At 66.6% G+C, this 26,058-nt stretch carries 16 protein-coding genes and 1 pseudogene; 10 read left to right on the top strand and 7 right to left on the bottom strand.

The annotated features are described in order from the left end of the window. The first annotated feature begins 1 nt into the window (after position 1). Positions 2–4,225, top strand: coding sequence for a WD40 repeat domain-containing protein (locus BU204_RS27130; protein ID WP_143229782.1), 4,224 nt, complete (start codon positions 2–4; stop codon positions 4,223–4,225). On the opposite strand, the gene BU204_RS27125 is transcribed toward BU204_RS27130, so the two are convergent. Beyond that, positions 4,206–5,006, bottom strand: coding sequence for a hypothetical protein (locus BU204_RS27125; protein WP_075128622.1), 801 nt, complete (start codon positions 5,004–5,006; stop codon positions 4,206–4,208). The genes BU204_RS27130 and BU204_RS27125 overlap by 20 nt on opposite strands. Positions 5,007–6,691: 1,685 nt before the next feature. After that, positions 6,692–10,513 carry an nSTAND1 domain-containing NTPase gene (locus BU204_RS27120; protein WP_143229781.1) on the bottom strand — a complete coding sequence of 1,274 codons (3,822 nt, stop codon included), beginning with the start codon at positions 10,511–10,513 and terminating at the stop codon, positions 6,692–6,694. Between the two features lie 187 nt (positions 10,514–10,700). Here BU204_RS27120 and BU204_RS27115 point away from each other — a divergent pair, with 187 nt between their 5' ends. The 6 genes from BU204_RS27115 to BU204_RS39440 all read left to right on the top strand — a co-directional run bounded on the left by BU204_RS27115 (position 10,701) and on the right by BU204_RS39440 (position 15,197). Next, a complete protein-coding gene (locus BU204_RS27115; RefSeq protein WP_083661675.1) occupies positions 10,701–11,711 on the top strand; it encodes an RICIN domain-containing protein in 1,011 nt (336 codons plus the stop codon). 23 nt (positions 11,712–11,734) lie between these two features. Further along, positions 11,735–12,244 (top strand): glycine-rich domain-containing protein, encoded by a 510-nt coding sequence (locus tag BU204_RS27110; RefSeq protein ID WP_075128594.1) that lies wholly within the window; start codon positions 11,735–11,737, stop codon positions 12,242–12,244. Positions 12,245–12,280: 36 nt separating this feature from the next. Next, positions 12,281–12,841 carry a 2OG-Fe(II) oxygenase gene (locus BU204_RS27105; RefSeq protein WP_158073520.1) on the top strand — a complete coding sequence of 187 codons (561 nt, stop codon included), beginning with the start codon at positions 12,281–12,283 and terminating at the stop codon, positions 12,839–12,841. After that, complete coding sequence (locus BU204_RS27100; protein WP_143229780.1) at positions 12,838–13,371, top strand: hypothetical protein; 534 nt, start codon at positions 12,838–12,840, stop codon at positions 13,369–13,371. Before BU204_RS27105 ends, BU204_RS27100 begins: the two co-directional genes overlap by 4 nt. Positions 13,372–13,618: 247 nt before the next feature. Beyond that, positions 13,619–13,873: a hypothetical protein gene (locus tag BU204_RS27095; protein WP_075128591.1), complete on the top strand. Its 255-nt coding sequence runs from the start codon at positions 13,619–13,621 to the stop codon at positions 13,871–13,873. A gap of 664 nt (positions 13,874–14,537) precedes the next feature. Continuing rightward, positions 14,538–15,197, top strand: a complete 660-nt coding sequence (locus BU204_RS39440; RefSeq protein ID WP_143229779.1) for a hypothetical protein — start codon at positions 14,538–14,540, stop codon at positions 15,195–15,197. Between the two features lie 936 nt (positions 15,198–16,133). On the opposite strand, the gene BU204_RS39435 is transcribed toward BU204_RS39440, so the two are convergent. Next, entirely contained in the window at positions 16,134–17,345 is a 1,212-nt protein-coding gene (locus BU204_RS39435) for a hypothetical protein (RefSeq protein ID WP_143229778.1), read from the bottom strand. A 367-nt stretch (positions 17,346–17,712) separates the two neighbouring features. On the opposite strand from BU204_RS39435, the gene BU204_RS27090 reads away from it, so the two are divergent. Genes BU204_RS27090 through BU204_RS27080 form a run of 3 tightly spaced genes read left to right on the top strand, consistent with a single transcriptional unit; the run spans position 17,713 to position 22,969 of the window. Further along, positions 17,713–18,477 (top strand): Crp/Fnr family transcriptional regulator, encoded by a 765-nt coding sequence (locus BU204_RS27090; protein WP_233160655.1) that lies wholly within the window; start codon positions 17,713–17,715, stop codon positions 18,475–18,477. Beyond that, a complete protein-coding gene (locus BU204_RS27085; protein ID WP_075128589.1) occupies positions 18,474–19,175 on the top strand; it encodes a hypothetical protein in 702 nt (233 codons plus the stop codon). The genes BU204_RS27090 and BU204_RS27085 overlap by 4 nt, the downstream gene beginning before the upstream one ends. Further along, on the top strand, positions 19,172–22,969 hold the full coding sequence (locus tag BU204_RS27080) for a tetratricopeptide repeat protein (RefSeq protein WP_075128588.1): 3,798 nt from the start codon (positions 19,172–19,174) through the stop codon (positions 22,967–22,969). The genes BU204_RS27085 and BU204_RS27080 overlap by 4 nt, the downstream gene beginning before the upstream one ends. Positions 22,970–23,105: 136 nt before the next feature. Here the strand turns inward: BU204_RS27080 and BU204_RS27075 are convergent, their stop codons facing one another. The 4 genes and pseudogenes from BU204_RS27075 to BU204_RS27055 all read right to left on the bottom strand — a co-directional run bounded on the left by BU204_RS27075 (position 23,106) and on the right by BU204_RS27055 (position 25,914). Further along, the gene (locus tag BU204_RS27075; protein ID WP_143229777.1) at positions 23,106–23,618 is read right to left on the bottom strand and encodes a Pycsar system effector family protein; all 513 of its coding nucleotides are present in this window, start codon (positions 23,616–23,618) and stop codon (positions 23,106–23,108) included. A 389-nt stretch (positions 23,619–24,007) separates the two neighbouring features. Next, positions 24,008–24,732 (bottom strand): annotated as a pseudogene (locus BU204_RS38565) (transposase); the annotation flags it as partial. A 68-nt stretch (positions 24,733–24,800) separates the two neighbouring features. Beyond that, positions 24,801–25,097: an RICIN domain-containing protein gene (locus BU204_RS42315; RefSeq protein ID WP_408608050.1), complete on the bottom strand. Its 297-nt coding sequence runs from the start codon at positions 25,095–25,097 to the stop codon at positions 24,801–24,803. 94 nt (positions 25,098–25,191) lie between these two features. Continuing rightward, positions 25,192–25,914 carry a TetR/AcrR family transcriptional regulator gene (locus BU204_RS27055; protein ID WP_143229776.1) on the bottom strand — a complete coding sequence of 241 codons (723 nt, stop codon included), beginning with the start codon at positions 25,912–25,914 and terminating at the stop codon, positions 25,192–25,194. Between the last annotated feature and the right edge of the window lie 144 nt (positions 25,915–26,058).

The following is a 26,058-nucleotide window of genomic DNA, read 5'->3' as shown; positions in this document are numbered from 1 at the left end:
TGTGATTTCTTCCCATCGTCGCCTGCTGAGCGTGGTGTGCTCCTCGTTTGGCGATCCGCTGGCCGAAGACGATGTGATCCCTTATCCACCGTTGCCGTTCTCCGTGCCGTTGGCGGCGGAGTTGACCGAGCGTCTCGCAGATCTCGGGTACACCTCGGTCGAGCGGCTGGTCGACCTGCCGGCGTCCGAGCTTGGGAGGCGGGTCGAGGACTACCTGGACTCGTGCGACGTCCACGAGGTGGTCATCGTGCACGTCATCGGTCATGGCGTGGTGCACGAGCGTACGGCGAAGCTGCTCGTGGTTGGCAGCGACGGACAGGCGGGTGCCCGCACCGAGATCGAGCGATGGCTGACGGCCGTCGAGGGGCGTGCCGGGGGCTCCGGCCCGAGCGTGCTGTTCCTGGTCGACCTGTGTTACTCCGGGACGATCACCCGGCTGGAGTGGCAGGGCTACATCCCCGATGAGCAGCGCCGTGCCTGGGTGATCGCGGCGACCGGGCAGCGCGACCTGGCGTATGCGGGGCGGTTCAGCAGGGCGATCGCAGTGGTTCTGACGCGGATCGCGGCCGGTGCGCTGGACATCTCTGCCTCCTTCGAGTTTGTGCCGGTCGAGCGCGTCGCGCGGGAGATCCGTCGCGAGGTGGACCGGCTGTCCGAGGATCGGTACGAGCAACGTGTGGTGTCGGTTCGCTGCGACCCTGCTGCGATCCCGAACTTCCCGTTCATACGGAACCCGGCGTTCGTCGGCGGCCCTCAGGTTCGGATCGACGATACGACGCGACCGTTCCTTGACGGTGTCGACGAGGCACTCGACTGGCGGCACTTTGCGGGCCGGGCCGCCGGTGGCAGCCTCGAGATCGATGGCGATCGAATTCGTCCCGGCGCGTTCCGCGGCAGGCGCGGTGAGCTGCGAATCGTGGCCGCCGTCCTCGACGCGCCAGCGCCGCACCCGTGCCTCGTGCTCGTCACCGGCAGTCCAGGCGTGGGGAAATCGGCTTTGCTCGGAATCACCGTGTGTGCGGCGCATCCGGAGCTGTCAGATCTCACTGAGCCGCTGTGGCGCGACCGCCGCGACGAGTTGCCCGCGATCCACCCCGGTCTCGCAGCCGTGCACTGCCGGCAACGGCACCTCGGTGAGATTGTCGCAGCCCTGGCCCGCCAACTCGACGTGCCTGTGACGACCGCTGACCCCTCGGTGTTGTTGACCGCGCTACGTGACTCCATGCTCTTCCCGACGGTCGTGCTCGACGCGCTCGACGAGTCTATGAAACCCGTCGGAGTGATGGCCGATCTTGTCCTGCCGCTGTCGGCTGTGGCGAGAGTCGTCGTCGGCGTCCGGCCGTGGCGGGAGTTCGACCCGTTGCGCTGGAAGGCGACAACAGTGATCGATCTCGACGACGTGCCCGCTGCGGAGCTGCGCGCCGACCTCGCGGCCTATGTCGATGACCTCCTACGGCCCGCGTACCGCACGCCCGCGCTGCGGGCGTCCCGCCAGGTCATTGCGCAGACCGTCGCATCGGCGTTGACCGAGCAGAGGACGGTCGGGTCCTGGGACGACGGGGTCTCGGCGTCGCCCGAGGATGTGGTTCGCGGCGACCAGTGGGGTGCGTTCCTCGTCGCAGGGCTGTTCGCCCACCAGTTGCGCAACCGCCCGGCGATCACCGACCCGTCGGAGGCCATGGCGGCCGGTCGTGCAGTCCCCCGCACGCTCCCGGAGGTGTTCGAGCTGGATCTGGCCGCAAGCGCTGGACGGTCGTGGCGTCCTGTGCTGACTGTGCTCGCGTGGAGTTTCGGCGCCGGAATTCCTCGTAGCCTCGTCGACGCCGTGGTGGGTCCCGTCGACGCCGGCGCGGTACTGGACGCCGCCCGGTTCTACCTCCGCCGTGACGTCGACGAGGACGGCACCGTTCTGTACCGGCTGTTCCACCAGGGCCTCGCGGACCACCTCAGGCGCCAGGACCTGGGTGGCATGAAGGCACTGTTCATTACATTGATGTCGACGCTGGGCTCGCCGCCCCGCTGGCGGGACGCCGAGCCGTACCTGTTGCGCCACGCCATCGACCATGCCGCGACGGTCGAACAGCGCCTCTCTGTGCTCGACGATCCCGGCTTCGTTGCGTTCGGCTCTCCGGACTCGATCGGGCGGGGAAGTTCGCTGATGGAGGGTCGTCGACCCAGCCTGACCGGTCTCGTCTACCAGAAGTCGGTCTGGAAGCACAGGCACCTGGACGCTGGTCGGCGGCGTGCGATGCTGGTCATCGACGCTCACCGGCTCGGCCACCGCGATGTGGCCGAACGGCTCGCCCAGGTCGCGGACCTCTCCCCACTCACCTGGACACCGCGCTGGGCCACCATGGACCAGCGCGACGCACAGACCTGGGGGCACTCGCGGATTAACGAGTCCGGCTCGTTGGTCATCGGCGGACGGTCCGATGCGCCGTTGGTCGCCATCAGCGACTGGACCGGGCTTTCCGTCACCAACGTCGGCACGGGTGCCGTGTCAATGGTCGGAGAGGAGTACCGTGGGCTGTTGTCCCGGTGTCTGGCCGTCGGCCACTGGGCTGATCGAGTGGTGGCCTGCGTTCTCTCTGGCCAGGACACGTGCACGGTCTGGGACGTCGCCAACCAGGTAGCTTTGTTCACCTGCACGGGCGCGAGACGTTTCGACCACGTCGCGTTCGGTGAGGACTCCGGTACGCAGTTCCTGGCGATCGTCGACGCCAGCGAGGGGCTGACGGCATGGCGGCTACCGGACGGCCTACAGTACGACACAAGGCGGTTCACCCGTCCGATCACCGCTGTGACCGTCGGTGCTGTGGCCAGTCGCGCGGTGGTGGTGTCGGCACACGGGCGCCGGCTGGAACTTGTGCGGATCACCGGCGCCGCCCAGCGGGTCAGCATTGACACCGGTGCCAGCATCGCGGCCGTCGCGGTCGCGGACCTCGATGGCCGCGGGATCGTGTTGTGCGGACACCAGGACGGTACGGTGGATCTCAGGAGTGCCGAGGACCTCACACGGATCCACCGTCTCGTGCAAGGCGAGCTGGACGAAACATTGCCCAAGCACATCATGACGGGACCGCTTGCGGTCGGCAGACGACACGGTGTGCCGGTAGCGTTCGTCGCGGACCGGTTGGGCTTTGTCAGCGCGGTGGAACTCGACACAGGTGTTCGTTGGTTCGGCGTGGGGCTCGGCCTCGCGTTGCCCCAAGCACTCCTGCCGGTTACGACAGCGGGGCGCCCGCTGGTCCTCGCGGCTAATTACCGAACGGCGATCGTCTCCGACATCGATACCGGCGAGCAGCTCGATCTCTTCACCGTGGCCGCGCCGCGACCGGCCGCCCTCAGTCAGGACGGGCGGGTGGTGGGACGGGAGCACAACGGCGCGATACGCGGTGTTGCGGTGCTCGACGACGTCCTCGCCACCGCGAGCACAGATCGAACTGTCCGGCTGTGGGACCTCCGCGACGGCACCTCAGGCCTCGTCCTCGAGGGGCATGGCGACTGGGTGCACACCGTCGCGTTGGCGCGCGTCGGCGACCGGCGGGCTGCGTTGAGTGGGGGCATCGATTGCCAGGCTCGGCTGTGGGACGTGGACTCCGGGGAAACACTGCGGGTTTTCACCGGCCACAAGGGTTGGATCCGTGCCGCCGCGTTCGCGCCGGGCGACGAGCGGCACGCCGTTACTGCGGCCCATGACGGCACCGCGCGGATGTGGAACCTCGACACGGGACACTGCGTGCGGGTTTTCGGCACCGCCAAGCGGACCGCCCTCACGTCGGTGGCGTGTGGGCGGTACGTGGTAGCGGGAAGCACGAATGGGCTCGTGCACGTCTGGCGTTCGGAACAACCGAACACGTTTTCTGGCCACCAGGGCGCGATCTGGGCCATCGCCTTATCACATGCGGACGGCGAGGATGTGGTGCTGTCCGGTGGCGAGGATCGAATTGTCCGGATGTGGCGCCTGAGCGACGGTGCATGCGTGCAGACGTTCACCGGCTTCACTACGAAGATCACGACGTTGTCGGCCGGCCGGTGGCGAGACCGGCCGGTTCTGCTGGCGGGAGGCGAGGATGGAACAGTGCTCGGCTGGGACCTCGAGAACGGCGGGTTGCTCGCGGAGGTGGCGTTCCCCGGCCCGGTCGGCGCGGTGGGCCTCGGGGCCGAGGGGGTGGTGGTGGTTGGGTTCGGCAACGATGTCGGCGTCATCCACCTGCATTCGTGAGCACTTGACGTGTCCTTTCGGCGGCGAGGTACCGGCGGACGCGGTGGAAGTCGAATAGGCCGATCGTCTCCTCGTGGTCGGCGTCGGTCGCGAACCTGCCGCCGAGGCGCCGGGGGATCGCCACCAGGTCACCGATGTCGGCGATGTTTACCCAGCGCCGAACTCCGGGCAGCCGGCCGGCCGGCATCGGCCGCAGTCGCTCGTACACGACATCGGGCATGCCAAGCGGTGACCCGAGGGTCACCAGCAGGTCGACGGACAAGTGCGGGTTAGCGGCGAGCGCCTCGTAGGTCACGACGGTGCCGAGCGAGTGTGCGACGACGACATCGGGCCGGTGCCGCTTGATCACGCCGACTACCTCCTCCCGGGCATCGAGCCGCGCCTGCTCGTCGGTGCCCGACAGATAGGTGGCGAGCTCGCGGAAGAACACGGCGACGAACCACCGCACGAGTCGCGAGTCCAACCCGAAACTCCGGGCGACCCAGTCGGTGAGATATCGAAGCGGCACCGTTGCTGGCCCCTGCGTCAGCTCATTGGGGGCCCCCGCGGCAAAGCCCCACGCGAGCACGAGCCGCGCGACCTCCTCGTCGAGGAGCCCGACATCCTCCACGCCCTGTGCGGCGACAGGACGGAGGTGGTGCGCGTAATAGGCGACCGCTAGATCGATCTGCCTGACGCCGTTCAGCGCCGCCCCCCAGGTGGTGGCTAACCGCATCGCAGCCGCCGAAGGGCTCCGCGCGGGGTCGTAGTTACCGACGCCGTGCACGCCAACGATGCGCATGAACACACTGTAACGGCAGCGATCTCGAAACAGGCTCGGGTGCGGCAGGTGCGGGATCGGCGTGTCGAAGAACCGCTCGTAGTGGCCAGGCTCTCGTCGACGAACTCGTGCGGGCCATGGACAGGATGCTTCAGCGCGGCCGGGCGTCGGCACGCAAGAGGCCCGGGATAGCGCAAGCGCCTCGGATGCACCACCGGATCAACGGTTTCAGGCGTGCCCGCAACTCGTCGGTCAGCACCTCGTCACACGCGTGCCCTTAGACCTCCCTGCTCCCACATGTCCAGCGGACACGCCAGCTCGGTAAGGGTCCCCACTCACGGGCAAGAGTGGGCGGCCCAATCGACGGCGACCGTCTCCATCGCCCTGGTACTTGAGGATGCCCTCGCGCTGCAAGCCTGGCCGAGGATACGAACGCGACCTGGTCGGCGGCCGGTGAGCGCTGACTTGCTGCGTCTCCGTCCGAGCACGCTCCGGTCTCCGAGTTCCTCGGTGGTGTCTGGGATCGGGGAGTGCTAGACAGCCGTATACTAGGCTTGACCTGCGGAAACAGTACTTGACTAAACCGGGTCGAGGGCGGGTTGGTTGGGGGAGTGGCTAGACCCGGAAACTGGGCACGGTACGCTCTTCAGTGAGCTGGATGAACGGCCTCGAGCACAGCGCTTGACTCGCTTGTGCTGGGGGTCAAGGGGTCGCAGGTTCAAATCCTGTCAGCCCGACGGTGAAGCGGGTTCTCGCAGTTCAGAGGCTGCGGGAGCCCGCTTTTGTTGATCTTGCTGCGGCTCGGGTTGGTCTAGCACAGCGGTGCGGGCAGAGCACAGCGCTCGTAGACGCCTTGACTCGCGCGGATCGATGTGCCCGTTTCGGCTGGCGGATGTGACTAACTGGGGTCTACCGGCGGGTATTGATGATCTTTCTGTCGCGCGTGGACCTCGGTCATGTGACGTCGATGTCGCGGCAGGGTGGTCGATGTCGCGGCCGGTGTGTGCGCAGACTGGGTCGTGTCGTCGGACGTCGACAGGGCCGCGTTGGTGATCCGGGCCGCGGCTGTCGGTCTTTTACGTCAGCCCGTAGCTGGCTCGCGCGCGCGCCGAGCTCGGCGCGCTTGTGGCTGCGGATCTTGCGCTCGATTCACCGCTGCTTCTGCCGGGCCTCGTCGCCGTCGGGGTCTGGGGTGGGTTGCTCGGGAGCCGGTTCACGCCGGGCAGGTAAGCGCTGGCGCTGTGGCGGCCGTTGGGGTGAAACAGTTGGCGCAGCTGCGCCTTGGTGAGCGTGGACGTGACGTGCGTGGTGATGGGCTGGTCGGTCAGCTCGTGGGGCACTGTGATGGTTCCCGGTCGGCCCGCTCAACGCGAGCACATGGCCTTCGAACGGCCGCCATAGCGCGCACTCTTGTGGTGCGTTGGAGACCGTCACCCGGGCCAGACCAACCGTCTGCTGGCGATTGTCTGGCCCTGCACGGTGGCCCGCTGGGTCACTGTCCGCAGGACTATCGCGACGGAGCTTGAGAGCTGCCGGCGGCGGTCGGTTCGGCGGTGAACCCGGTAATCCCGCGTTTGATCAACGCCTGCGACGTGGCCCTGTGCGGCGTGCCGTCCATCTCCTGCTCGACACCTGAAGTCCGACCGGCTGAGGGTGCCCCGGCCGGCAGGTTGCCCCGTAGACCGCTTACAGGACACTTCCTGGCCTTACCGGCAGGGTGGCTGGGCGGGTAGATCGGGGAAATACCGGCCCCATTCGGTGCTGGTGATGCGCGGGTATGCGGCGTCGCATATCCGCTTGGCCGTGGTGTCGATGCTGGTGCTCCAGAACCGGACGGTGTTGTCGTCGCCTCCGGTGACGATAGTGGTCCCGCCCGGGGTGAACGCCACCGCGTTGACCGCGTCGGCATGACCGGTGAGGGTGGCTGGCTGCCCGGGTTGACGCGGGTCGCGGATGTCCCACATGCGGATGGTGTGGTCGTCGCCTGCGGTGGCGAGCAGGTGCCCGTCGGGGCTGAAGACGACGTCGTTGACGTTGTTGCTGTGACCCGTGAGGGTCGCCAGCAGAACGGGGTGTCGCGGTTGCCGCACGTCCCAGAGACGCGTCGTGTGATCGGCGGCGGCGGTGGCGAGTAGGTGCCCGTCAGGGCTGAACGTTGCGCGGATGACGGTCTGGGTGTGGCCGGCGAGGGTGGCCAGCGGGGCGGGGTGTCGCGGTTGCCGCACGTCCCAGAGACGAGTGGTGTGGTCGAAGCCCGCGGTGGCCAGCGTGGTTCCGTCGGGGCTGGACACCGCCGAGACGATGCCGGCGCCGTGCCCGGTGACCGTTGCCGCCTCAGTGGGGTGGCGTGGGTCGGTGATGTCCCACAGCCGTGCGGTCTCGTCAGCGCTGGAGGTGACGAGCGTCCTCCCGCCGGGACTGAACGCCACGCTGAACACGTTGTGGGTGTGTCCGATGAGTACGGCCAGCAGGATCGGTCGCATGGGGTCGGTGATGTCCCACAGCCGTGCGGTGGAGTCGAGGCTGGCCGTCGCGATCATCCTCCCGCCCGGGCCGAACGCGATCCAGCTCACCCAGTCCGTGTGGCCGTCGAGGGCACCCAACGGGGTCGGGCGGCTCGCCTCGGCGAGGTGCCACAGCCGGGTCTTCCGGTCACCGCCGACAGCGAGGATACGCCCGTTCGGACTGACGGCCACCGAGTTGACGGGACCGGTGTGCCCAGCGAGGACGTGTCCGTGGACCTCCCACAGCCGCACGGTGTTGTCGTTGCTGCCGCTGGCGAGTGTGCTGCCGTCAGGGCTGAACGCCACGGTGAAGACGGTGTCGGCGTGCCCTTCGAAGCTGGCCGGGGAGCTGACGGCGGATGGCGTGGTGACGTCCCACAGCCGCACGGTGTTGTCGTAGCTGCCGGTGGCCATGAGTCGCCGGTCCGGACTGAACGCGATCGCGACGACGCCGTTGCTGTGGCCGGGGAGGGTGGTCAGTGGGCCTGCGTGCCGCGGGTCCGTGACGTCCCATAGTCGCACCGAATCGTCGAAGCTGCCGGTGGCCAGGGTCCGCCCATCCGGGCTGAACACGGCGCACAGCAGGCGGTCGGTGTGCCCGGTGAGCTCCCTGACCGGTTGTGGGTGGGTCTGGTCGGTGATATCCCACAGCTGGATCGAGGTGGAGGTGGCCTTGGTGGCCAGGGTGTGGCCGTCCGGGCTGAACGCCACCACGCCCACGGCGTCCTCGGGTGCGGTCAGCGTCGCCACCGGGTGAGGTTGGTCCGGATTGGACACATCCCACAGCCGGACCGTGGCGTCGTAGCTCGCAGTGGCCAGTGTCTGTCCGTCGGGGCTGAAGGCGACGCGTCGGACGCCCAGCGTGTGGCCGGTCAGCACGGCGGTGGAACGGGCGTGGCGTGGGTCGGTGACGTCCCACAGCCGGGCGGTTCCGTCGTCTCCTGCGGTGGCGAGTATCCGCCCGTCGGAACGGAATGCCGCCATCGTGACGCCCTTAGTGTGGCCGGTGAGGGTGTTGACCAGGCGTGGCCGGTGCCGGTTCGCCAGGTCGTACAGGTGCACGACGTTGTCGAGAGCGCCGGTGGCGAGGATGTGCCTGGTGGGGCTGAACTCCGCCGCGTAGACCCCGCGGATGTGGTCGGTCAGCCGGGAGGCGTAGGGGGTGGCGAAACTGCTCAGCACACTGCCATGGGACTCGGGGGTCGGCGACAGGCGATGGGCGGCGAGGCTGAGCTGTGCGGCCAGGGCCGGGTCGACTGCACGCAGCGCCGTGGCCTCGTTGGCGACCTTGCCGGAGATGGCGCTGTCGCGTTGTTCGCGCGTCCGCTGCTGGCTCCGCACGGCGAGCACACCGGTGGTGACCGCGATCAGCAACAGGACGACCAGGCCGACGGTGAGTTGACGCAGGCGGCGGGTGCGCCGTCGCACCGCGCGCTGCTCGTCACGTTCCCGCTGGCTGGAGGCCTCGAGGAACTCCCGCGCCAGCGGCGTCAGGTGAGTGACGACCGGGGCCGTCTCCAGCCAGTCCTGCACGGCGGCGAGGCGGGTGCCTCGGTACAGCGCGGCCGTGTCGCGGTGTTCGCGGTGCCACGTCGTCGCGGCCTCGCTCAGCCGCCGGCTTACGATCAGCCCGGCGCGGTCGGTGTCCAGCCAGCTGCGCAGTTGTGGCCAGGCGGTCAGCAGCGCTTCGTGGCTGATCTCCACGGTGTCGAGGTCGGCGGTGATCAGCCGCTGCGCGATGAACGACTCGAGTACGTGTTCACCGCGCGCCAGCCGGGTGTCGTCATCGCCGGTGAGTAGTTCCGCGACGGCGATCCGGCGCCGGGTGTCCGCGGTGTCGGGTGCGACGTGGACCAGGCTGAGGAACAGCTCGCGGGCCAGCTCCCGCTCCGGCGCGCTGAGGTCGTTGTAGACCTTGTTCGCGCTGGCAGCCACCGCACCGTCGATCCCGCCGACCTCGTGGTAGGCGGCGACGGTGAGCGCGCGTCCCGCACCGTGCGACCACGTGGCGTACAGCGCGTGGGACAGCAACGGCAGCACGCCGGCGTCATGCGCCTCCTGGCTGACCGGGTGGCCGCGTGGCGAGATGTCTCGCAGCAACAGCTCGACCAGGCCTTCCTCGATGTCGATCTTCGCCTGGTTGGCCGGTGCCACGATCGCGGCACGCAGTTCGGCCTCGTTCATCGGCCCGACCGCGAGCTGACCGGCCTGCGCGGGGGTGATCAGCTGCGGATACCGGAGCGCCTGCGCGTAGAAGTCGGCGCGCAGGCCGATCACGACGAGCGCGCCATCGGCGACCGCCACTTCCAGTGCCGTGACGAACCTCCGCCGCTCGTCGTGGTCGGCGCCCGCGGTGAAGATCTCCTCGAACTGGTCGACCACGACCACGAGCTGGCGGCCTTCCGGCGAGCCGATGCCGGCCACCGCCGTCGCCAGTTCCCCGGTGGGATGAGCCCCGGGCGTGCACAGCACCGTCGGCCAGGAGGCCGACCCGGGCAGCCGGCCCGCCCGCAATGCGGGGATCAGACCGGCCCGCAGCAACGACGACTTACCCGATCCGGAGGCCCCGACCACGAGCTGGATGCCGCGTCCAGCGGCATGCAAGCCGGTGAGCCGAACGCACAACTCCTCGATGAGGGTCTCCCGACCGAAGAACCAGTCGGCGTCCTCCGGTTGGAAACTCGACAGGCCACGATATGGCTCCACACCCTTTGCCCTGGGGCCGGGAGCTCGCCGGACGCGTCGCCACGCCCGCAGCCAGCACTCGATCGATCCGTCGTCGGCGACATCACACACCTCGAGCACCCGGACCAGGAGGTCACGTGAGGTTATCGACGGAAGTCCCCGGCCAGCGAACCAGTCCCCGACCGTGCTGTGCGTTCCCACGGCCCCGATCTCGCTCGCCACCTGCCGAACCGACATGCCGGAGCGCTCACGCAGGAGCGTCAACTCGCGGGCGAAATCCTGACGGGTACGAACTCGGTCAGGATCGGGAAGATCGGTTTCGGCATTGATATCCGCCATGGCCCACCTCCGCGTTGCGCGACGCTACTCCGGGCGTAGATCGAGATAAATACGGCGAACGGGTGCCCGAACGAACTCACCTGACCGTACGGTCCTGTACGGATAACTCCGAGGCGCTTTCCCGTCAGGGTTGGCCCGCCGATTATGGATTCAATTAGCGACCACAGATGGCGTGCGGGAGGATGCGATGGGAACCGGTAATGCAATACGTAGACGACTGGCGGTCGTCCTGGCCATCGCGGGGTTGTGCACGGCGAGCCTGATCGGGCTGGCCCCAGCGCCCGCCACGGCGGACTATCTCGCGGCCTTCACCGGCGCTCCGCTGCTGGTGAGCAACTCGGTCAGCGGGGAGGTGCTGGACGTCGCGGGCTCCTCGACCACCGACGGCGCCGGCGTCCAGACGTTCGCCTTCCACGGGAAGGCGAACCAGAACTGGCGGTTCCGGTCGCAGACCGTGGACGGCCAGCCCTACTGGTACCTCGTCGTCCAGCACAGCGGTAAGTGCCTGGACGTCCAGTGGGGTAGCCACGACGAGGCCCCGGTCTGGCAATGGGGGTGCAACCAGGGCGATGCTCAGTTGTGGGCGCTCGACAGCATGGGTACGACGCCCGACCGGTTCGGTGTCGCGACCAGCAGGCTCCGAAACAAGGGCAGCGGCATGTGCCTCACGGCTCCCGCTCCCTTCAGCGCGTTGGTGCAGCGGCCGTGTGCCGCGGGTGACCGGACACAGGACTGGCAGTTCACCCACGCCGTCGCGAGCTCCAACTCACGGGTCCTGCTGACCGTGTCCGGCACCGTCCCCATCTTCAACGACGTTGACCCACGCGCGTTCACCGGTTCGCCATTGCAGAACCTCCAGCTGACCCGCGCTTCGGACCGCGGCGCCTTCCGCGTCACGCAGCCCGCGGTCGGATGCCTGCGTCCGGTCAGCGGACTGTTCGCCCTCCTCGATCCGCCCGCACGCCCAGGGATCGGGACGTCCTTGGCGATGTACCCGTGCAACGACACCGACACCGCCCAGATCTGGCGCGCGACCGAACAGTCGACCGGCCCGCTCGGCGAGACCATCGGGAACATCCGCAACGACTACCTGGGACTCTGCCTCGCCTTCGACGGCATCGTGGCACCCGAACAGGCGCCGCTCTCGATGCAGCCGTGCGGTAACGCGTTCACCCAGCGATGGTTCTTCTACCTGTGATGCGCTGAGAGGAGTTTCCAACAATGACCACACAGATCTCCCGAACCGTTCTCGGCAACAAGGAACTCGTCGGCGACAGGTTGTGGCACCGGCTTGTTGGCAGAATATTGACGGATCTCGAATTCTGGCAGTATTTCGGTGAGCATGAGGAGCAGGTCCGGAGGCGGTGGGCGGAGCGAATTGTCGACCAGACGCTGGCCTATCTCCGCCTGTGCGGCGAGGACCCCGATCCAGGGCGGTACTCACCCTCCCCGCTCGTGGACATCGGCTGGCACACGTTCATCCTCTACACGGTGGAGTACGCCGACTTCTGCACCCAGGTCGCGGATCGGTTCATCCATCACAGGCCGCTTGACGACGAGGACGCCGGCTCGGGTGGGACAGCCGATGTGGTGGCGGCGATGAAGGCCCGGGGCATCACGGTCGACGACGCCCTGTGGGGTGCGGGCCCGGCCGGTTCGACGTGCGCCCGGTGTTCACCGCCGTCAGGGCCGAAGCTGTGCGCCCCGCAGAGTTGCAGCCCAGGGTCGTGAAGCACCATGGCCGTGCAAACCGCGAACCATGTGGTGATGGACTCCTTCCTGCCGTCCGGCGAACTGACCGCACTGCGTGGTCACCTCGGCGGGCACGCATCGCACTTCGAGGCGTCACGCATCGGTGGCGACCGCTCCGACCCCGGGCGCGTCGCCCCGGATGTCCGGCGCTCGAGGGTGCTGTACCGCGTCGGCGAGGAGGCTGACGGCTTCCTGAGCAAGGTCCGGGCGTCCGTTCCGACCGCAGTCGCCCGGCTCGGCATCAGGCCCCTGCCGATCGCCACGATCCAACTCCAGGCGACAGCCACGAATGACGGTGAGTTCTTCCGGCCGCACACCGACAACAGACACCCGCAGACCATGCGGCGGTGGCTGGCGTTCACGTTCTTCCTGCACCACGAGCCACCACGGTTCTCGGGCGGCGAGCTCAGGATCGCGGCGACCGAGGCAGACGGAGGGTGGTCGACCATCACGCCGACCGCGAACAGGATCGTCTTCTTCCCGACCGGGATCCTGCATGAGATCGCAGTCGTCCGGTGTCCATCCGGCGCCTTCGAGGACTGTCGCCTGACGTTGAACGGGTGGGTGACGCGATGACCAGCGCCACCCGGGAACGGTTCGCCCGCGACGGCTACTGTCCACTGCACCACATCGTGGTGCCACCGCAGCTGCACACCCTCAGCCGTTACCACCGTGCCCTGGCGGCGCGAGGAGGCATGACATTCGGCGACACGCAGTCCAGCTTGCGCTGGGTGGCCCGTGACGAACCCGCCGCTTGCGCGCTGCAACACCAGTTCACGCCGTTGATGGCGGCGATCGCGGGTGTCCCGGTCGAACCCGCGTACACCTACACCGTCAGGTACGAGGCAGGCGCCGACCTGCCGAGGCACGTGGATCGGGCGGAGTGCGAGTACTCGGTCAGCATCGCGGTCGACTTCGAACCGGCACCCGCCGGGCCGACCGGTTGGCCACTGTGGCTGGTCACAGAAGAAGGACCGGTCCCGATCGACCAGCACCTCGGGGACGGGCTCTTCTTCCGGGGCAGGCAGCTCCCGCACTACCGTCACCCGTTACCGGCCGGATGCAGGTCGACGTCCATCCTGCTGCACTACGTCGACACCCGGTGATCGGGCCGCTCATCGCCTCCGGCGCCAGTTGCAGACCGTTCAGGGCAAGGCGCTGTGAGGAACGGGCCGTCCGAGGGTTGAATCTGGCTTCCCGCTGTCTCAAAAGGGCACCCTCGAGAGGGTTCAAGGGGGTGGAGCCATCTCCAGCCTGGTGCGGGCGCGTTGACGAGTATGGCTTGCCGGTCACAGATTGGTGATCATCTGCGTGTCGGCACTCGGATGTGCGGGGCCCTGGTAGAAGAGCTTCGTGCAGACCGTGTTGCCGGCGCTCCCGACAGACGTGGCGAACGCGCCCGTGGACGAGAACGGCCTGCCTCACCCGGACGGGGCCGCCTCTCGCACGTGCACGCCGGAAAGCCGCAGCGAGGCGATGACGTGTCTGGTGGTCTACGCCCTCGACCGGGGCAAGGTCGTCGTAGCAGCGTCGCTCGGTGGAATGGGCGCGTTCGTCTCCATGATCAGCATCGGCCCGGCCGACGAGGTCGTCGCAGTGCTTGACTAAACAGGGTCGAGGGAGGGTGGTCTGGGGGAGTGGGTAGACCCGGAAACTGGGCGCGGTACGCTCGTTCACGAGCTGGATGAACGATCTTGAGCGCAGCGCTTGACTCGCTTGTGCTGGGTGTCAAGGGGTCGCAGGTTCAAATCCTGTCAGCCCGACGGTGAAGCGGGTTTTCGCAGCTCAGAGGCTGTGGAGGCCCGCTTCTCGTGTTCTTGGTTAGACCCCAATCAGTCAAGCACAGCGCTCGTAGTCGCCTTGACCACCTTGGCTACCTTGACTGCTTCGGCGTTCCGATTTGACTGAAGAGTTCCTACTGTTCAGTAGGTTAACGTGGATCGTCCGCTGTGGATGATCGAGAACACTGGTGGTTCTGGGCCGTTTGCGGTGCCGTCGTGGCTCCTTCAGACGTGGCCATGCTCGACAGAGTCTCAATCGCTGGCACGTGTTGTCAGAGGGCTCACTGGTCCATCACGCCACGGTGTCCCCGCACGCACCCGCCAAGCCCTGGCTCAATCCACGGGCCCCGTCACTAACTTGGCGCGATTGATACCGGTAAAGTTGTACGCCCAAATGGGTGAACTTCGTGGCGGCCGCTAACGCCACTGGGCCGGGGATCTATTAGAATCTAACGAGTAGTCCCTAATTCGGGATACGGGGGAGTTGGGTCATGATCGTCGATGGCGGTGCCATTGCGGGATATCTAGCCCTAAAGGTATCAGGGGCTGCGGGCAGGCTTGTGGATAGAGGGTTTGACAGTCTCCTGAGTGTACTGGCAAAACGTGTGACCCAGAAGTTTGGGCCTAGGCCCGTTGCGGATTTGAGATCCGACCCGACCGACACTCGAATCCACGATAAGGTAGCGGCTGCCGTCGAGTATCGGGCACGACATGACTCCAAGTTCGGTCGCGATATTCGTGCCATCCAAAACGATCTCGATCGTATGGGGGGTCGAGATGTAATTCAGCAGTTCTGGAATAACAGTGTAAACCGCGTAAGCGGTGGAAATTTCATTCAGGCATATCGTGACGTTGGTCCCATAAAGGACAGTTTCAACACGTTCCATCAGTCGACTGATGACTTTTCTCACGCACCCGATTGGATTAGAACGACGCTCTGGATCGGTGTAGTCCTGATGTTGGCAGGGTTTCTTGCGAACGGCCTTTTTATGGTGACGCTTATACGTGACACTGACAAGTATGATCTAAATGGCCATGCGCTCGGTGGAGACGTGCGCTTTGTGATGGTGGGCACCTTGCTGTTCCTCGTCGGATTAGTGTTCTTCGGCGTGAGCCGAGTGGGCAAATCAACCTCGCGTCGACGAGGTTGAAGCGATGCTCCAGCTCACCGGGCAAGTTCGTCAGCTACGTCTGGCTACTTGGTAAGCACAGGGCCAGCGAGATGGACTGATGCGCTGCCGGCCTCATCGAGCAGGCGAGCGTGGGCAACGCCCGGAACCACAACCGGAGCTTGTGCACGTTCTGCGGAGAACGTGCACACGGCATATCCTTCTCCGCTCGGCATGCCCAGCGCGAGGGCGCTCACGGGCATGACTTCAGATCGCGCTGCGACCAGTGCTCGGGCGCGTTCGCTGACGTTGGCGATCAAGGGGTGTGCACTGAAGGACATCAGGTGTCCTCGTAGGTTGCTGCCGGCTTCCGCAGAGCGTTACGAACTCTGTTCGAGAAAGGAGTCAAGCGTACCTGACTTCTTTGGGATGGCATTCGGCAGCCCGGTGGTGCGGAAGGGCTGGCCATCCTGGTGACTGGCCAGATTGGTTTGTTGCTTGCCGGCTGCGATGATGTCAATGGCGATCCGTCAGATCACGCTGTATGTGGAGACTGAGGCTTCTACGTCGATTACGACGCTGGCTACCGTTAAATGAGCATTCGGAGCTCTGGAGACACTGCTAAACGCGGAACGTTCTGTGACGCGGAAGGGTTTGACGAACCCCGGCGTTCGTCCAGCGGCACGCCGAACTCGGCGGACAGCAAGGCTGTAGGAGCCCGAGCCGGGCACCCTTGGGGGCATATGCGACCAGGTGCACGTCCCAGCCCGGTCACAGGAACCCTTCGCGTGCACCTCGGCTCGTGTGGTGTCCGCGGTGGCGCTCGCCGTCGGTGAGGCGCCGCGATGACTGGGCGCACGTCCTCCTGGCCGTCGGGCTCAGCTCAGACCGACGGCCACCAGTAGAGCGCTTCCGGCGGAACAATGCCGCCGGTGGCGGACACGGCCCCCGAGAATTCCGGTTCCCCCTCGGGGTGACTCATCCGCGGGTAGCGACGAATGGAGCGGAAGCGGCAACGGTTCTCCAGGAGCCGGAGGTGGTGAGGCTTCGCAGTTCTACGACGACCTCGACCTCGCGGGTCGCCAGTAGCGACGTGCGGGGAGAGAATGCGACGACCCGTCGTTCGTCACCGGATACCAGACATGACTCACATTCCGAGGCGACAAACCGGTCCTCGGGGTTGTAGAATTGAGGATCACCAGCGTCCCATCGCCCTTGGCCGTAGGAAGCGGCCCAGACGATTCCGCTGTCCAATTCCTTGCCTGTGAGGCGTATGTACACCTGGGTGTTGTTCGGTGTTGCCGGCGCGGACAGTTTTACCTCGAAGGCGACTTCTCTACCGGAAAAGGTGAAGCACGCCTGTGTCAAAGGTGGAGAACTTGGACCTGTGCAAGCCGGTGTGCCTCGCTGTGAGGGATACTCGTTGACCAGGCGCTTCACGTGACTGCGCAACTGCTGTAGGTCGCGGGACGGTTTCGCGTCGAATTCGTCCGCTCCTTCGAGAATGTCGAGGTTCTCCTCGAAACAATCGTAGTCTCCTCGGTCGACAGCGGCGTCAAACTGGAGAAGTCCGCCGTCGCCCGGACTGTCGAGCACGGCGGCCTTTCCGACCGGGAGGGGTGATTTCTGTCCGTCGTGCACAAGTGCCACATCAAGGACGTAGACCGATGGGATAGGTCCATCGTGTTCGGGTCCCAAGGTAATCGCAAATCGGCCGTTTTCCCGAGGGTTCACCTCGAAGCTCACCGGTTTCGTCAGGCGATGAGGTAGTTCGGGTAGCTGGTTAGGAATCTTGAGGTCATAGTGGGCTTCGACCATCAGATCTCCTCCTCCGCCTTGCATCAGGGCGCAGTCTTGGAGTGGCGCGGCGTAGAGGACTCGGACTTCTATCTCTGTTACCAGTGCTGCCTGGTCGCCGCTGTTGAACACGGAGATGTCGAGTGCGTTGGAGTCTATTTCGATGTGTTCGTCCGGCTGTGACCGAGTTGGGTCGGTTAGGACGGCGTCCGTTGATCTCGGGTCGTGTACCTCGAACCTTCTGAGCTGCAGACTAGGTGTCGGTTCCCTTTCGATTGGACTGATCGTCACAATCAGTCCAATGACCCCAACCAGTCCGGCGATCACGGTCCACATTCGCATCGCGGTGTCCCCGACTATCCGTTTACGGATTTCGTGAAGGCTGACCTTCATGTGACTACCCCCGCTTCGTCCGCGCGGAACGGCCGTGCGTCCGGTCGGTATGCGCTACGCGCGGACACGTCGATCCGCCGATCTTCGCAGGACTCACAACTCCTCCTGGTTCACTGCCATTACCTGACTTAAGGAGCTGGAGAGCCGTGAGTCGATACATATGTCACTCGTTCGGGGCGAGTGCCAATGGTCCTGCTGGTCTTGGTGTATCTGGATAACCTGAAATCACTCCACGATCACCAGATCATCGAGTCCACGTGCGACGCGATCTTAGTCAGTTGCACGCGGGACGATTGGTATCGCCGGATAGGGTGAATCTATCCTGTGGGTGCGTCACGATGCTCGGCGTAGTGGCGATCAGTCTGTGATGAACGTGGAGTGGCCCCTGACATCGATGCTGGCCCGGCTCGCCGGACCGGCCCGTCGCGCGCTGCTTGAGCTGGGGAACCAGGTGACTCTGCGTACCGGAGAACGGGTCCTCCGCGAAGGAGAGGACGGCGACGCCGTCTATGTGCTCCTGGCAGGTGTGGTGAAAGTGTCGGCGGTTGGCGGCGACCGGGAATCGCTGCTGGCGATTCGCGCGGCTGGTGACCTCGTCGGTGAGATGTCGGTGTTGTTGCGCAGGCCGCGGTCCGCCACGGTCGTCCCGTGTGTGGAGACGACCGCGCGGGTGCTGTCTGGCACCGCTTTCCGTACTTATTTGCATAATCATCCCGCCGCTGCGATCGAGCTGGCAGGCATGTTGGGGGAGCGCCTGCGCTGGGCCAACGATCGCCGCGTCGACGTCGCTGCTCTGGACGCCCGTGCCCGCGTTCGTCGTGTCCTGGTTGCCTTGGTCGAGTCATTCGGCCGACCCGTGTCGAGGGGATGGGACCTCGGTGTCCGCCTGACTCAGGAGGACATCGCCTCGTTGGCCGGCGTTCGCCTCAACACGGCCGAGAAGGCGTTGCGTGAGCTGAGTCGCGGGAGCCTCGTCGGCCTCGGGTATCGCCACGTCGTCGTGCACGACCTGGACGGCCTGCGCGATCCGATCGGGACATCGGAAATCCGTACTGGTAACGGGTCGATTGGTCGGGCGCGCGGAAAACTGGACGGGACGCCCCGACCTGCTGAGGAGGATGCCCGACCATGATTTCGCCGTTCTCACGTTACCTGTGTCTGTCCGTGGACGCCCAGGGCTACAGCCGCAGGAACGACGATGGCCAAGCCGGGCTGCAGCGCGAACTCGTCACCCTTCTTGACGACGCCGCGACCACCGTCGGATTGAACCGGACATGCTGGCACCGGCAGGGCACCGGCGACGGCGAGTTGGCGCTGGTCCCGCCAAGTGAGTCGGAGTCGTTGGTCGTCCAGGACTTCACGTTGGTTTTGGCTCGGCGCCTTTTCAGTCGCAACGCGGGCCGGTTCGGCGCCGAGCGGTTGCGGTTGCGGATGGCCGTCGATCACGGGCTGGCTCGGGTGGATGCGAACGGGTTCGCGGGTGCGACGGTGGTGAGTGTGGCGAGGATGGTGGACGCGCAGGCGCTCCGGGCCGTGCTTGACGAGGCCGACAGCGCACCGCTCGTGCAGGTGCTGTCCGACCACCTCTACCACGGCCTCGTTGAGGCGGGGCATGTCGGCTCGCCTGCGGAGTTCCGCACGATCAGCCTGCGGCACAAGGAGTTTCACGCCCAGGCTTGGGTGCGGGCACCGGGCGTCGATCTGCGGCTCACCGCGGCGCCCGACTCCGAGCCGCCGCCGGTGGTCCGACCAGACGGGCAGGTGGTCACCGCGACGTTCCTCGACTCCGTGGACGTCAACGGCGGCGTGATCGGGATCCGGAACTCATGACCACCGTGCGTCGGCTGTCGTTGTTCGGCAGGTTCGAACAACGTGTTGACGCCGTTTTCCATGGCCCGGTCGACCTCAACGGCGGGGTGATCGGGATTCTCGACGCGGGCCGTCAGCGACCGCCGAGAACACTCGCAGCCGCCGCGCGGATCCTCTTCGGCCCACCAGACCCGCCCCCGCCCGACCGCCCCAGCGCCTGGCTGGACCCGCGTGCCGGGGTACTACCCACCGTGCCCCGCGACGAGGTCGCGGACCTGCTGGCATGGTGCAGAGACCCGGATGCACCCACCGCCCGCTTGGTCACCGGCGCCGGTGGCCAGGGAAAAACACACCTCGCCCTCCAGGTCTGCGCGGCGCTGCGGGACTCGCCCGGCCGTAGAGCGTGGTTGACCGGGTTCGTCCCTCGTGGCGGGAACCGGGTGTCGCCGGCGGTCCAGGCGCTGGACCGGTTCCGGCTGGCCGGCGCGCTGCTCGTCGTCGACTACGCCGAAGGCCACGAACGCCTGGTTCGAGACCTGCTGGAGGCGGCTGGCGCCGGGGTTCGGGTGCTCGTGCTGGCCAGAAACACGCCCCACTGGTGGCGCGAGCTGGTGGACGGCGGTCCACGCCGATGGGCTGTCCCGGAGCCGCTCCACCTCCACACCTTGCCCGATGCTCACGCCCTGTGGACGGACGCGGTGGCTATGTTCGGCCGTCGGTGCGTGCGCGAGGCCGACACTGCGAAACCACCCGAGCACTTCGCGTCCACGCTCGATCTCTACGCGTCGGCCCTGTTGCGTGTCCTGGAGCCGGACGCTACCGACATCAACCCGTTGGCCGGTGTCCTGCGGCACGAACGCGCCGCCTTCCATGCGGTCACCCGTCGCGCCGCGCTCGCCGACGGTGGGTGGCGCGACCTGGCGCTGTCCGCCGCCGTCCTCCGCGAGGCCGCCACCGTCACCGCGGGCGCCGAGCTCCTGCACGGTATTCCGGAACTGCGACACCTCGGCAGAGACGGCCTGCGCGCCGCGGCCAGAGCGCTCGCCGCGGGCTACCCCGGTGACGGTCGCATGCTCTGGCGGGCGCCGACACCCGACCGGCTTGCCGACACGCACCTCCTGGCGACCGCAGAGGCCAGCCCGACCGAAGCGGACTGGACCGAGTTCGTCCACGCCGTCTGCGCCGCGTCGGACCCCGCTGTCGTCGACCGCGCGGCGCAGGTGCTCACCCGCGCGCTCACCACGCCCTGTGCTGATCGCCACTATCCGCTGGGCATCCGGCGCCTGTCCACATCTCTTGTCACGCTTGCGCACACCGAGCCCGCGTACGTGCCGGCACTGGCCCGCCTCGACCCGGTGCGGTTCCGCGACCTCATCATCGCGCGCATCGCCGAGATCCCACTCGAGACCGTGGCGGACATGGACGCCGAGCTCACCGCCACAGGCGCCACGACCTCCCGAATCCCGATCGCGGTGGCGGTCTCCCAACGCCTCGCCCCGGTGGCTCCCCAGCACCTGCCGGTCCTGAGCACCCGGCTCGCGGAGGCCGGCGAGCTGGGCGCCGCGTTGGACGCAGCCCGCCTGGCCGTCGAACGCACCGAGAACAAGACGGACCGGGCTGCCGCCCTCACCGCGCTGTGCCACCGCCTCGCCGAGCATGATCAGCCCGCCGCAGCGCTCGCGGCCGCCGAGGAGGCCGCAGACCTGCGGCGTGCGGCGCCCCCGGACGTACGCGGCTACGCCCTACACAACCTGGCGTTGCGGCTGGCCGACGTCGGTCGCTTCGACGACGCCGTCACCGACGCGGGAGCCGCGACCGAATTGCTGTTGGCGGCAGGCCACCACCTGCGGCCACGCCGCGCGGCCGCCCTCGTTGGGCTGGCCCAGGTGCTCGACGCGGCCGGGTTCCCCCAGAAGGCGATCCCGCCAGGGAGTGAAGCCGTGCGGATCCTCCGCGAGCTGGCTGACGACCGGCCCGACGCCTACCTGCCGGCCCTGGCTGCCGCGCTCGTCGTGCTGTCCAGATCGCTAGCTCCGGCAGACCCCGCCGAGGCAATCGACCTCGCCGTCGAGGCCGTAACCTGCTACGCCGAGCTGGCCGAGCGCGAGGCCGCGGCCTTCACCGCCCCCCTGGCAGCAGCGCACATGAACCTGGGCCTACGCCGCGCCGAGGCCAACTGCACGGACGATGGAACCTCGGACCTGCGACGCGCGGTGGAGCTGCTCGAGGCCCTGGCCGCCGCCGAGCCCGAGGTCCACCAGCCCGCCTTGGCCGGCGCACTGCTGAACCTCGTCCTACACCGCGCCGGTTCCGGCGACGTCGATCTGGCCGCCGCAGACCGAGCCGTCGCCCTGCAGCGTGCCCGGCCTGATCCGGGTGCGGACCTCCCGGCTGCGCTCGCCGATCTCGGCTACCTCCGCGCGGCGGCGGGCCGCTTCGCCGAGGCCCGGGCTGCGACCACAGAGGCCGTCGCGGGCCTCCGGGACCTGCTCGCCACCGAGCCATCGGCACTGCACCGCGTCTGGCTCGCCGACGCACTGCTCGACAACGGGCGCCACCTCCTCGGCCACCCGTCCGCCGGTGACAACCTCTCCGAAGCTGACCGGGACGAGATACGGGACCTCGTGATCGAGGCGGCCGACCTGTACACCGCCGTCGAAGGCGAGCAGCCCGACACCGCGCAGAGCCGCTTCCGGGAGGCCCTCGCCCTCTGCGCTGCTCTCGACGCCGTCCTCGACGATGCTGGTCGCGTGCCCGAAGACGCCAGCCGGTACTGCCGGCGCTGGCGAGAGGCCGTGGTCCGCGTGCCCCTGCCCGGGGCAGTCGCGCTGGTCATCTGGCGCACCGACCGCGCCCCTCGACGGGAAAGAACAAGCACGGTCGCCGGGGAGCAAGTCTTCGGCCTCGACGGCTCCGGAAGCACACCCGTCGCGGAGGCCGCGCCCGGCGTGATGAGGCTGGCGATCGCGGCCGCCGGCCGCGTGAAGACCGCGGTCGGCCGCGTCGCGGCACGACCCGAGGTCCAACCGGTCGTACAGTACGTCCAGCAGCACCCGACAACACTGGCGCGCATCGCGGCTGTGACGGCCGGAGCGGCGATGCTGCTTACCGCCGCCACTCCCGATCCGACCCGCAACCGTGTCGAGGCACTCGCCGACCCCCCGCCGGTCACGTCGCACACCCCGAGAGGGCCGTCGAAGTCGACATCCTCCCCGGCATCCACCGAAACCCCGCTCACCACCACGCCCGGCCCATCCCCGGTACCTACGTTTCCGACCGCCGGACCTAGGCCTTCACACCCCTCACCAGCGTCCGACCGGCCGCCAGAGATGTCGGACCGGCTGCCGACGTCGGACCGTCCGCCAACGTCCGACCGGCCGTCGGTGACGAGCCCTCCCACCACCACATCGCCTACGGTGCCCCCGGACACGGCCTCGCCCAATCTTGTCGGAACGTGGCGACTGGACATTTATCGAGACGGCCTCCCTACGCCGGACACCTACCGCGCCGAGCTGGTACGACACGCCCAGTGGAAATGCCCAACCGACGAACCGTGCTTCGGCGGCGACGGCGCGCACCCCTGGCAACACGGCGACCACGTCGAAACAAACAACTCCGTCATGTCCGTCACGGCAGCGGATCCACCGGACCCGTATATGTATCTGGCCGGAACCGAGGACGTCGGCAGGTGCATAGCGCATTATCACGGAAGAGCGCCCAATATCGAACCGTTGGTGTTTCGAGGTCTATTCTACTGCGAGAACCCGGACGGAACCAAAGGGCAAACCGACAAATTCGTTCTGGCGCGCGAGTAGTGCAGCTTGTCGAGGTGAGCACGATTGCACAGTTTCGCCCCGAATCAGTCTGACTTACGTTCTCTCAATCGCGCAGAGGGCTCCTAGCTATCCCAATGTTTCCGCGCGCGCCTTGGTACGGTGCAGCCGTTGCGGGTCAAAGGTCCCAGGCGCGATGCACGATGACGGCCAAGCCTGAGGTGACCATAGCGAGGCCAAGGAAAGTCACAGCATAAGAGACACGCCGAAATTTCCGGCGCGCCACCAGACTGTTTGCCCACACCTGCTCGATAACGTTCTCAAGGAATCGGCCCTCATCGGTAGCTAGGCGGACGTAGTTCTCGATGAACGCGCCACGGCCGGTGGGGTACCGTCGAGCGATGTGGTCGAAGTAGACCAGCGACCGAGCTTCGCCCGTTCGCAGGCGAGGCGCGACCGTGCGGAGGGAGATCAGAGCGCTGATGCCTACGCACACGGTCGCGACCGACAGCAATACGGCGCGAAGTGGATACGCGTCGAAATCGGGGAGGCGCGGAACCGACTTGACCAGGAACCCGCCCAAAACGCCGCTGCCAGCGAGTACTGCAACGGCTTTGGCGTCTGCGAACCGAATCCAGTCGTTGACTTGACTGAGTGACTTCCATGCATCATCAACCTGCACGAAGCTCACGGTACCGACGAAAAAGTCTGTAGCACACAGCTAACAGCGACCCAATTGGATGATCTCTACCAGGGCAGTCGGACTGTCAGTAATCGCGGCACGGACAGGCGCGTCTCCCACCTGCCTATGCGATGCGTTCTTATGTCATGAACCTTCGAGTCAGTCGTCAAGCGACGGGCCGTGACCACGGCGAACGCAGTCCCAGTAGCGATCAGCATGCGCGTCGCTCCCGCTGAGGCCTCGCCGAGCAGTCGCGCGTCGTCGGCACCCCGCTGTCCGGCGATCACCAGCAGCGACAACAGCCGATGTCCTTTTGTTCGCAGGCCGGTGCAGCTTGCTGGTCCTCGCCCGTGACCGTCCCAGCGGCATGATTTCAGGTTCGTCGCTGCCGAGGTCTCGGTGTACTCATCGATGATGGAGACGATCTTGATCGGTCGGCCGTCGGTGGTGGCGTCGAACTGAGAGTCCGCAGCCCAGACCCGGTTCGGCGCGCGGGCCTTCGGTGGGTCCGGCGCGGTCGAGGCGCCGATGCGTTTGCGTCGCCGGCGTTGCGGCACCCGCAGCCCTTCCTCACGCCACAACCGCTGGACCTTCTTGTGGTTGACGTGCCAGCCCTCGCCGCAGGCATCGGCGTGTGCGTTGCGGAACCCGCGCCGAGGATGAGCATTCGCTCAGTCGCGGAGCCAGGCCCGCAACGCCGCATCCGGATCACCTGGTGTCATGCTCGCCGGCTCACGTCGCTGCGTCGCACGGTGCTGACCAGTCAGCCGGCACGCGAACCGCTCACTCAGACCCAGAACAACCATGAGGTGGCGCACGGCGGCCTGGCGACGCTCCGGACTCAGAAGTTTCCCTTTGTGATCTCCTTCAACGCCGCCTTCTCCAGCTCCGCGTCCGCGAGCAACCGCTTGAGCATCGAGTTCTCCCGCTCGAGATCCTTCAACCGTTTCGCGTCGTCGGCCTTCAACCCACCGAACTGGTTACGCCAGCGGTGATAGGTCTGCTCAGAAACCCCCAGCTCACGGCACACCGCCGCCACGTCCTTGCCCTCAGCCAGTAACCGATCCGCAGTCGTCAACTTCCGCACGACCTGCTCCGGCGAGTGCCGCTTCCTCGTCGCCATGATCATCGAGCCTTCCTGCCCGTTCTCGAGCATCCAGACTCTCACTCGAACCAGACCACAAACCGGGGTCAGACCAATACGATCAGGCAGCCGACCCTCTCAGGGCCAGGTATGAACCCCCAACGCTGATGACTCAGTCCATGCGGCTGCGACATCGTGGGTGGACGAGACAAGTCAAATCGCTCGCCCGCGTCCAACCGGAGGCCGGTCTCGACCGATGTGATGGTGTACTCGCGAGAGCTAGACACCAGATCGATCCACCAAAGCTGTGCCTCACCGCCGTTCGGCGGCCACATAATCGGCTCAGGGCCCGGCGTATGGCGATATTTGGTGTCCAACGCCAAACCCTTTAACCGGTCAACAATCAGATACGGACCCCACCAGCAAGGTCAACTAGACACGCCGATCAAGATCTCAAACACGTTCTCAGTCAACCGACCCGTTTTCAGGTCGAAGTAGCTAGTCCTGATCCCTGACGTCATCCAGTTCGTCGGCAGTGGTGGTCATCGCATGGTAGAGCGCCAGACTGAGAGTGGACATCATGGTCCAGTTTCCATCGGGGTGGTTGTACTCCGGCACTGCTTCGGGGTCGACCTTCGACCGCAGGAGCAGTCCTTCGGATAGGGCGATGAGTGCGGTTGTCATGGCTGAGGCGTCGAAGGGTGACCGCCATTTGCGCCCCTGCGCCTGGACAGTCTGCTCCACGTGTGCGCGCCAACACGACTGGACCCGCGAGTACATGTCTTTCAGCCGCCGGGCTATCTCGGGATCGTCCCGATGAGCGCTCCACAGCGCCATCTGCAAGAACACTGAGTCGTCGGCCTGCAATTGGGCGAATGCCGCGTTGCCGATGCTCCGCACGGCCTTCGGAAGCGGCTGGTCGTCCTCAAGCGTTGCCGCGAACATGTCCTGGGCGTGCTCCTTCGCCTTGGCGGCACGTTCGTCGCTCATGCAGCGCAGCACGTAGTCAACGAGGTCGACGATGTACTCGTCCTGGCTCATCCAGTGGTAGTACAGCGAGCCTGCCGAGAGCTTCGCCCGCCGAGTGACCTCGCCGGAGCGCAGATGACTGGCGATCCCGCCTAGCGGCACTGTGGCCAGAAGATCCTTCCCAGCCTCGAGCAGCCGGGCACGTGTGTTCTCCCGTCGTGCTCTCAGCTCTTCCCGCGAGGTGTGGCCCACAGAGACAACTGTAACAACTCCTACAGCGCAGGTGAACCCGCACTAGAATTCATATGACTGAGCAAGCACTCAGATTCACCCGTTCTGGCTCTACTCAGAGTCTTTGCTCAGCGGTAGCGTTGCGTGCAACTGCACGAGGATTTG

The sequence above is a fragment of the Actinophytocola xanthii genome (genome assembly GCF_001921205.1).
In the GTDB taxonomy this organism is placed as follows: Bacteria; Actinomycetota; Actinomycetes; order Mycobacteriales; family Pseudonocardiaceae; genus Actinophytocola; species Actinophytocola xanthii.
The sequence above is the reverse complement of the archived record's forward strand: the minus strand, read 5'-3'. Positions and strand labels throughout refer to the sequence as shown.

Coding starts and splice junctions, on each gene's coding strand:
- BU204_RS27125 (WP_075128622.1), bottom strand. CDS start 5,006: ATGCGCATCGTTGGCGTGCACGGCGTCGGTAACTACGACCCCGCGCGG.
- BU204_RS27120 (WP_143229781.1), bottom strand. CDS start 10,513: ATGGCGGATATCAATGCCGAAACCGATCTTCCCGATCCTGACCGAGTT.
- BU204_RS27115 (WP_083661675.1), top strand. CDS start 10,701: ATGGGAACCGGTAATGCAATACGTAGACGACTGGCGGTCGTCCTGGCC.
- BU204_RS27110 (WP_075128594.1), top strand. CDS start 11,735: ATGACCACACAGATCTCCCGAACCGTTCTCGGCAACAAGGAACTCGTC.
- BU204_RS27105 (WP_158073520.1), top strand. CDS start 12,281: ATGGACTCCTTCCTGCCGTCCGGCGAACTGACCGCACTGCGTGGTCAC.
- BU204_RS27100 (WP_143229780.1), top strand. CDS start 12,838: ATGACCAGCGCCACCCGGGAACGGTTCGCCCGCGACGGCTACTGTCCA.
- BU204_RS39440 (WP_143229779.1), top strand. CDS start 14,538: ATGATCGTCGATGGCGGTGCCATTGCGGGATATCTAGCCCTAAAGGTA.
- BU204_RS39435 (WP_143229778.1), bottom strand. CDS start 17,345: ATGAAGGTCAGCCTTCACGAAATCCGTAAACGGATAGTCGGGGACACC.
- BU204_RS27090 (WP_233160655.1), top strand. CDS start 17,713: ATGAACGTGGAGTGGCCCCTGACATCGATGCTGGCCCGGCTCGCCGGA.
- BU204_RS27085 (WP_075128589.1), top strand. CDS start 18,474: ATGATTTCGCCGTTCTCACGTTACCTGTGTCTGTCCGTGGACGCCCAG.
- BU204_RS27080 (WP_075128588.1), top strand. CDS start 19,172: ATGACCACCGTGCGTCGGCTGTCGTTGTTCGGCAGGTTCGAACAACGT.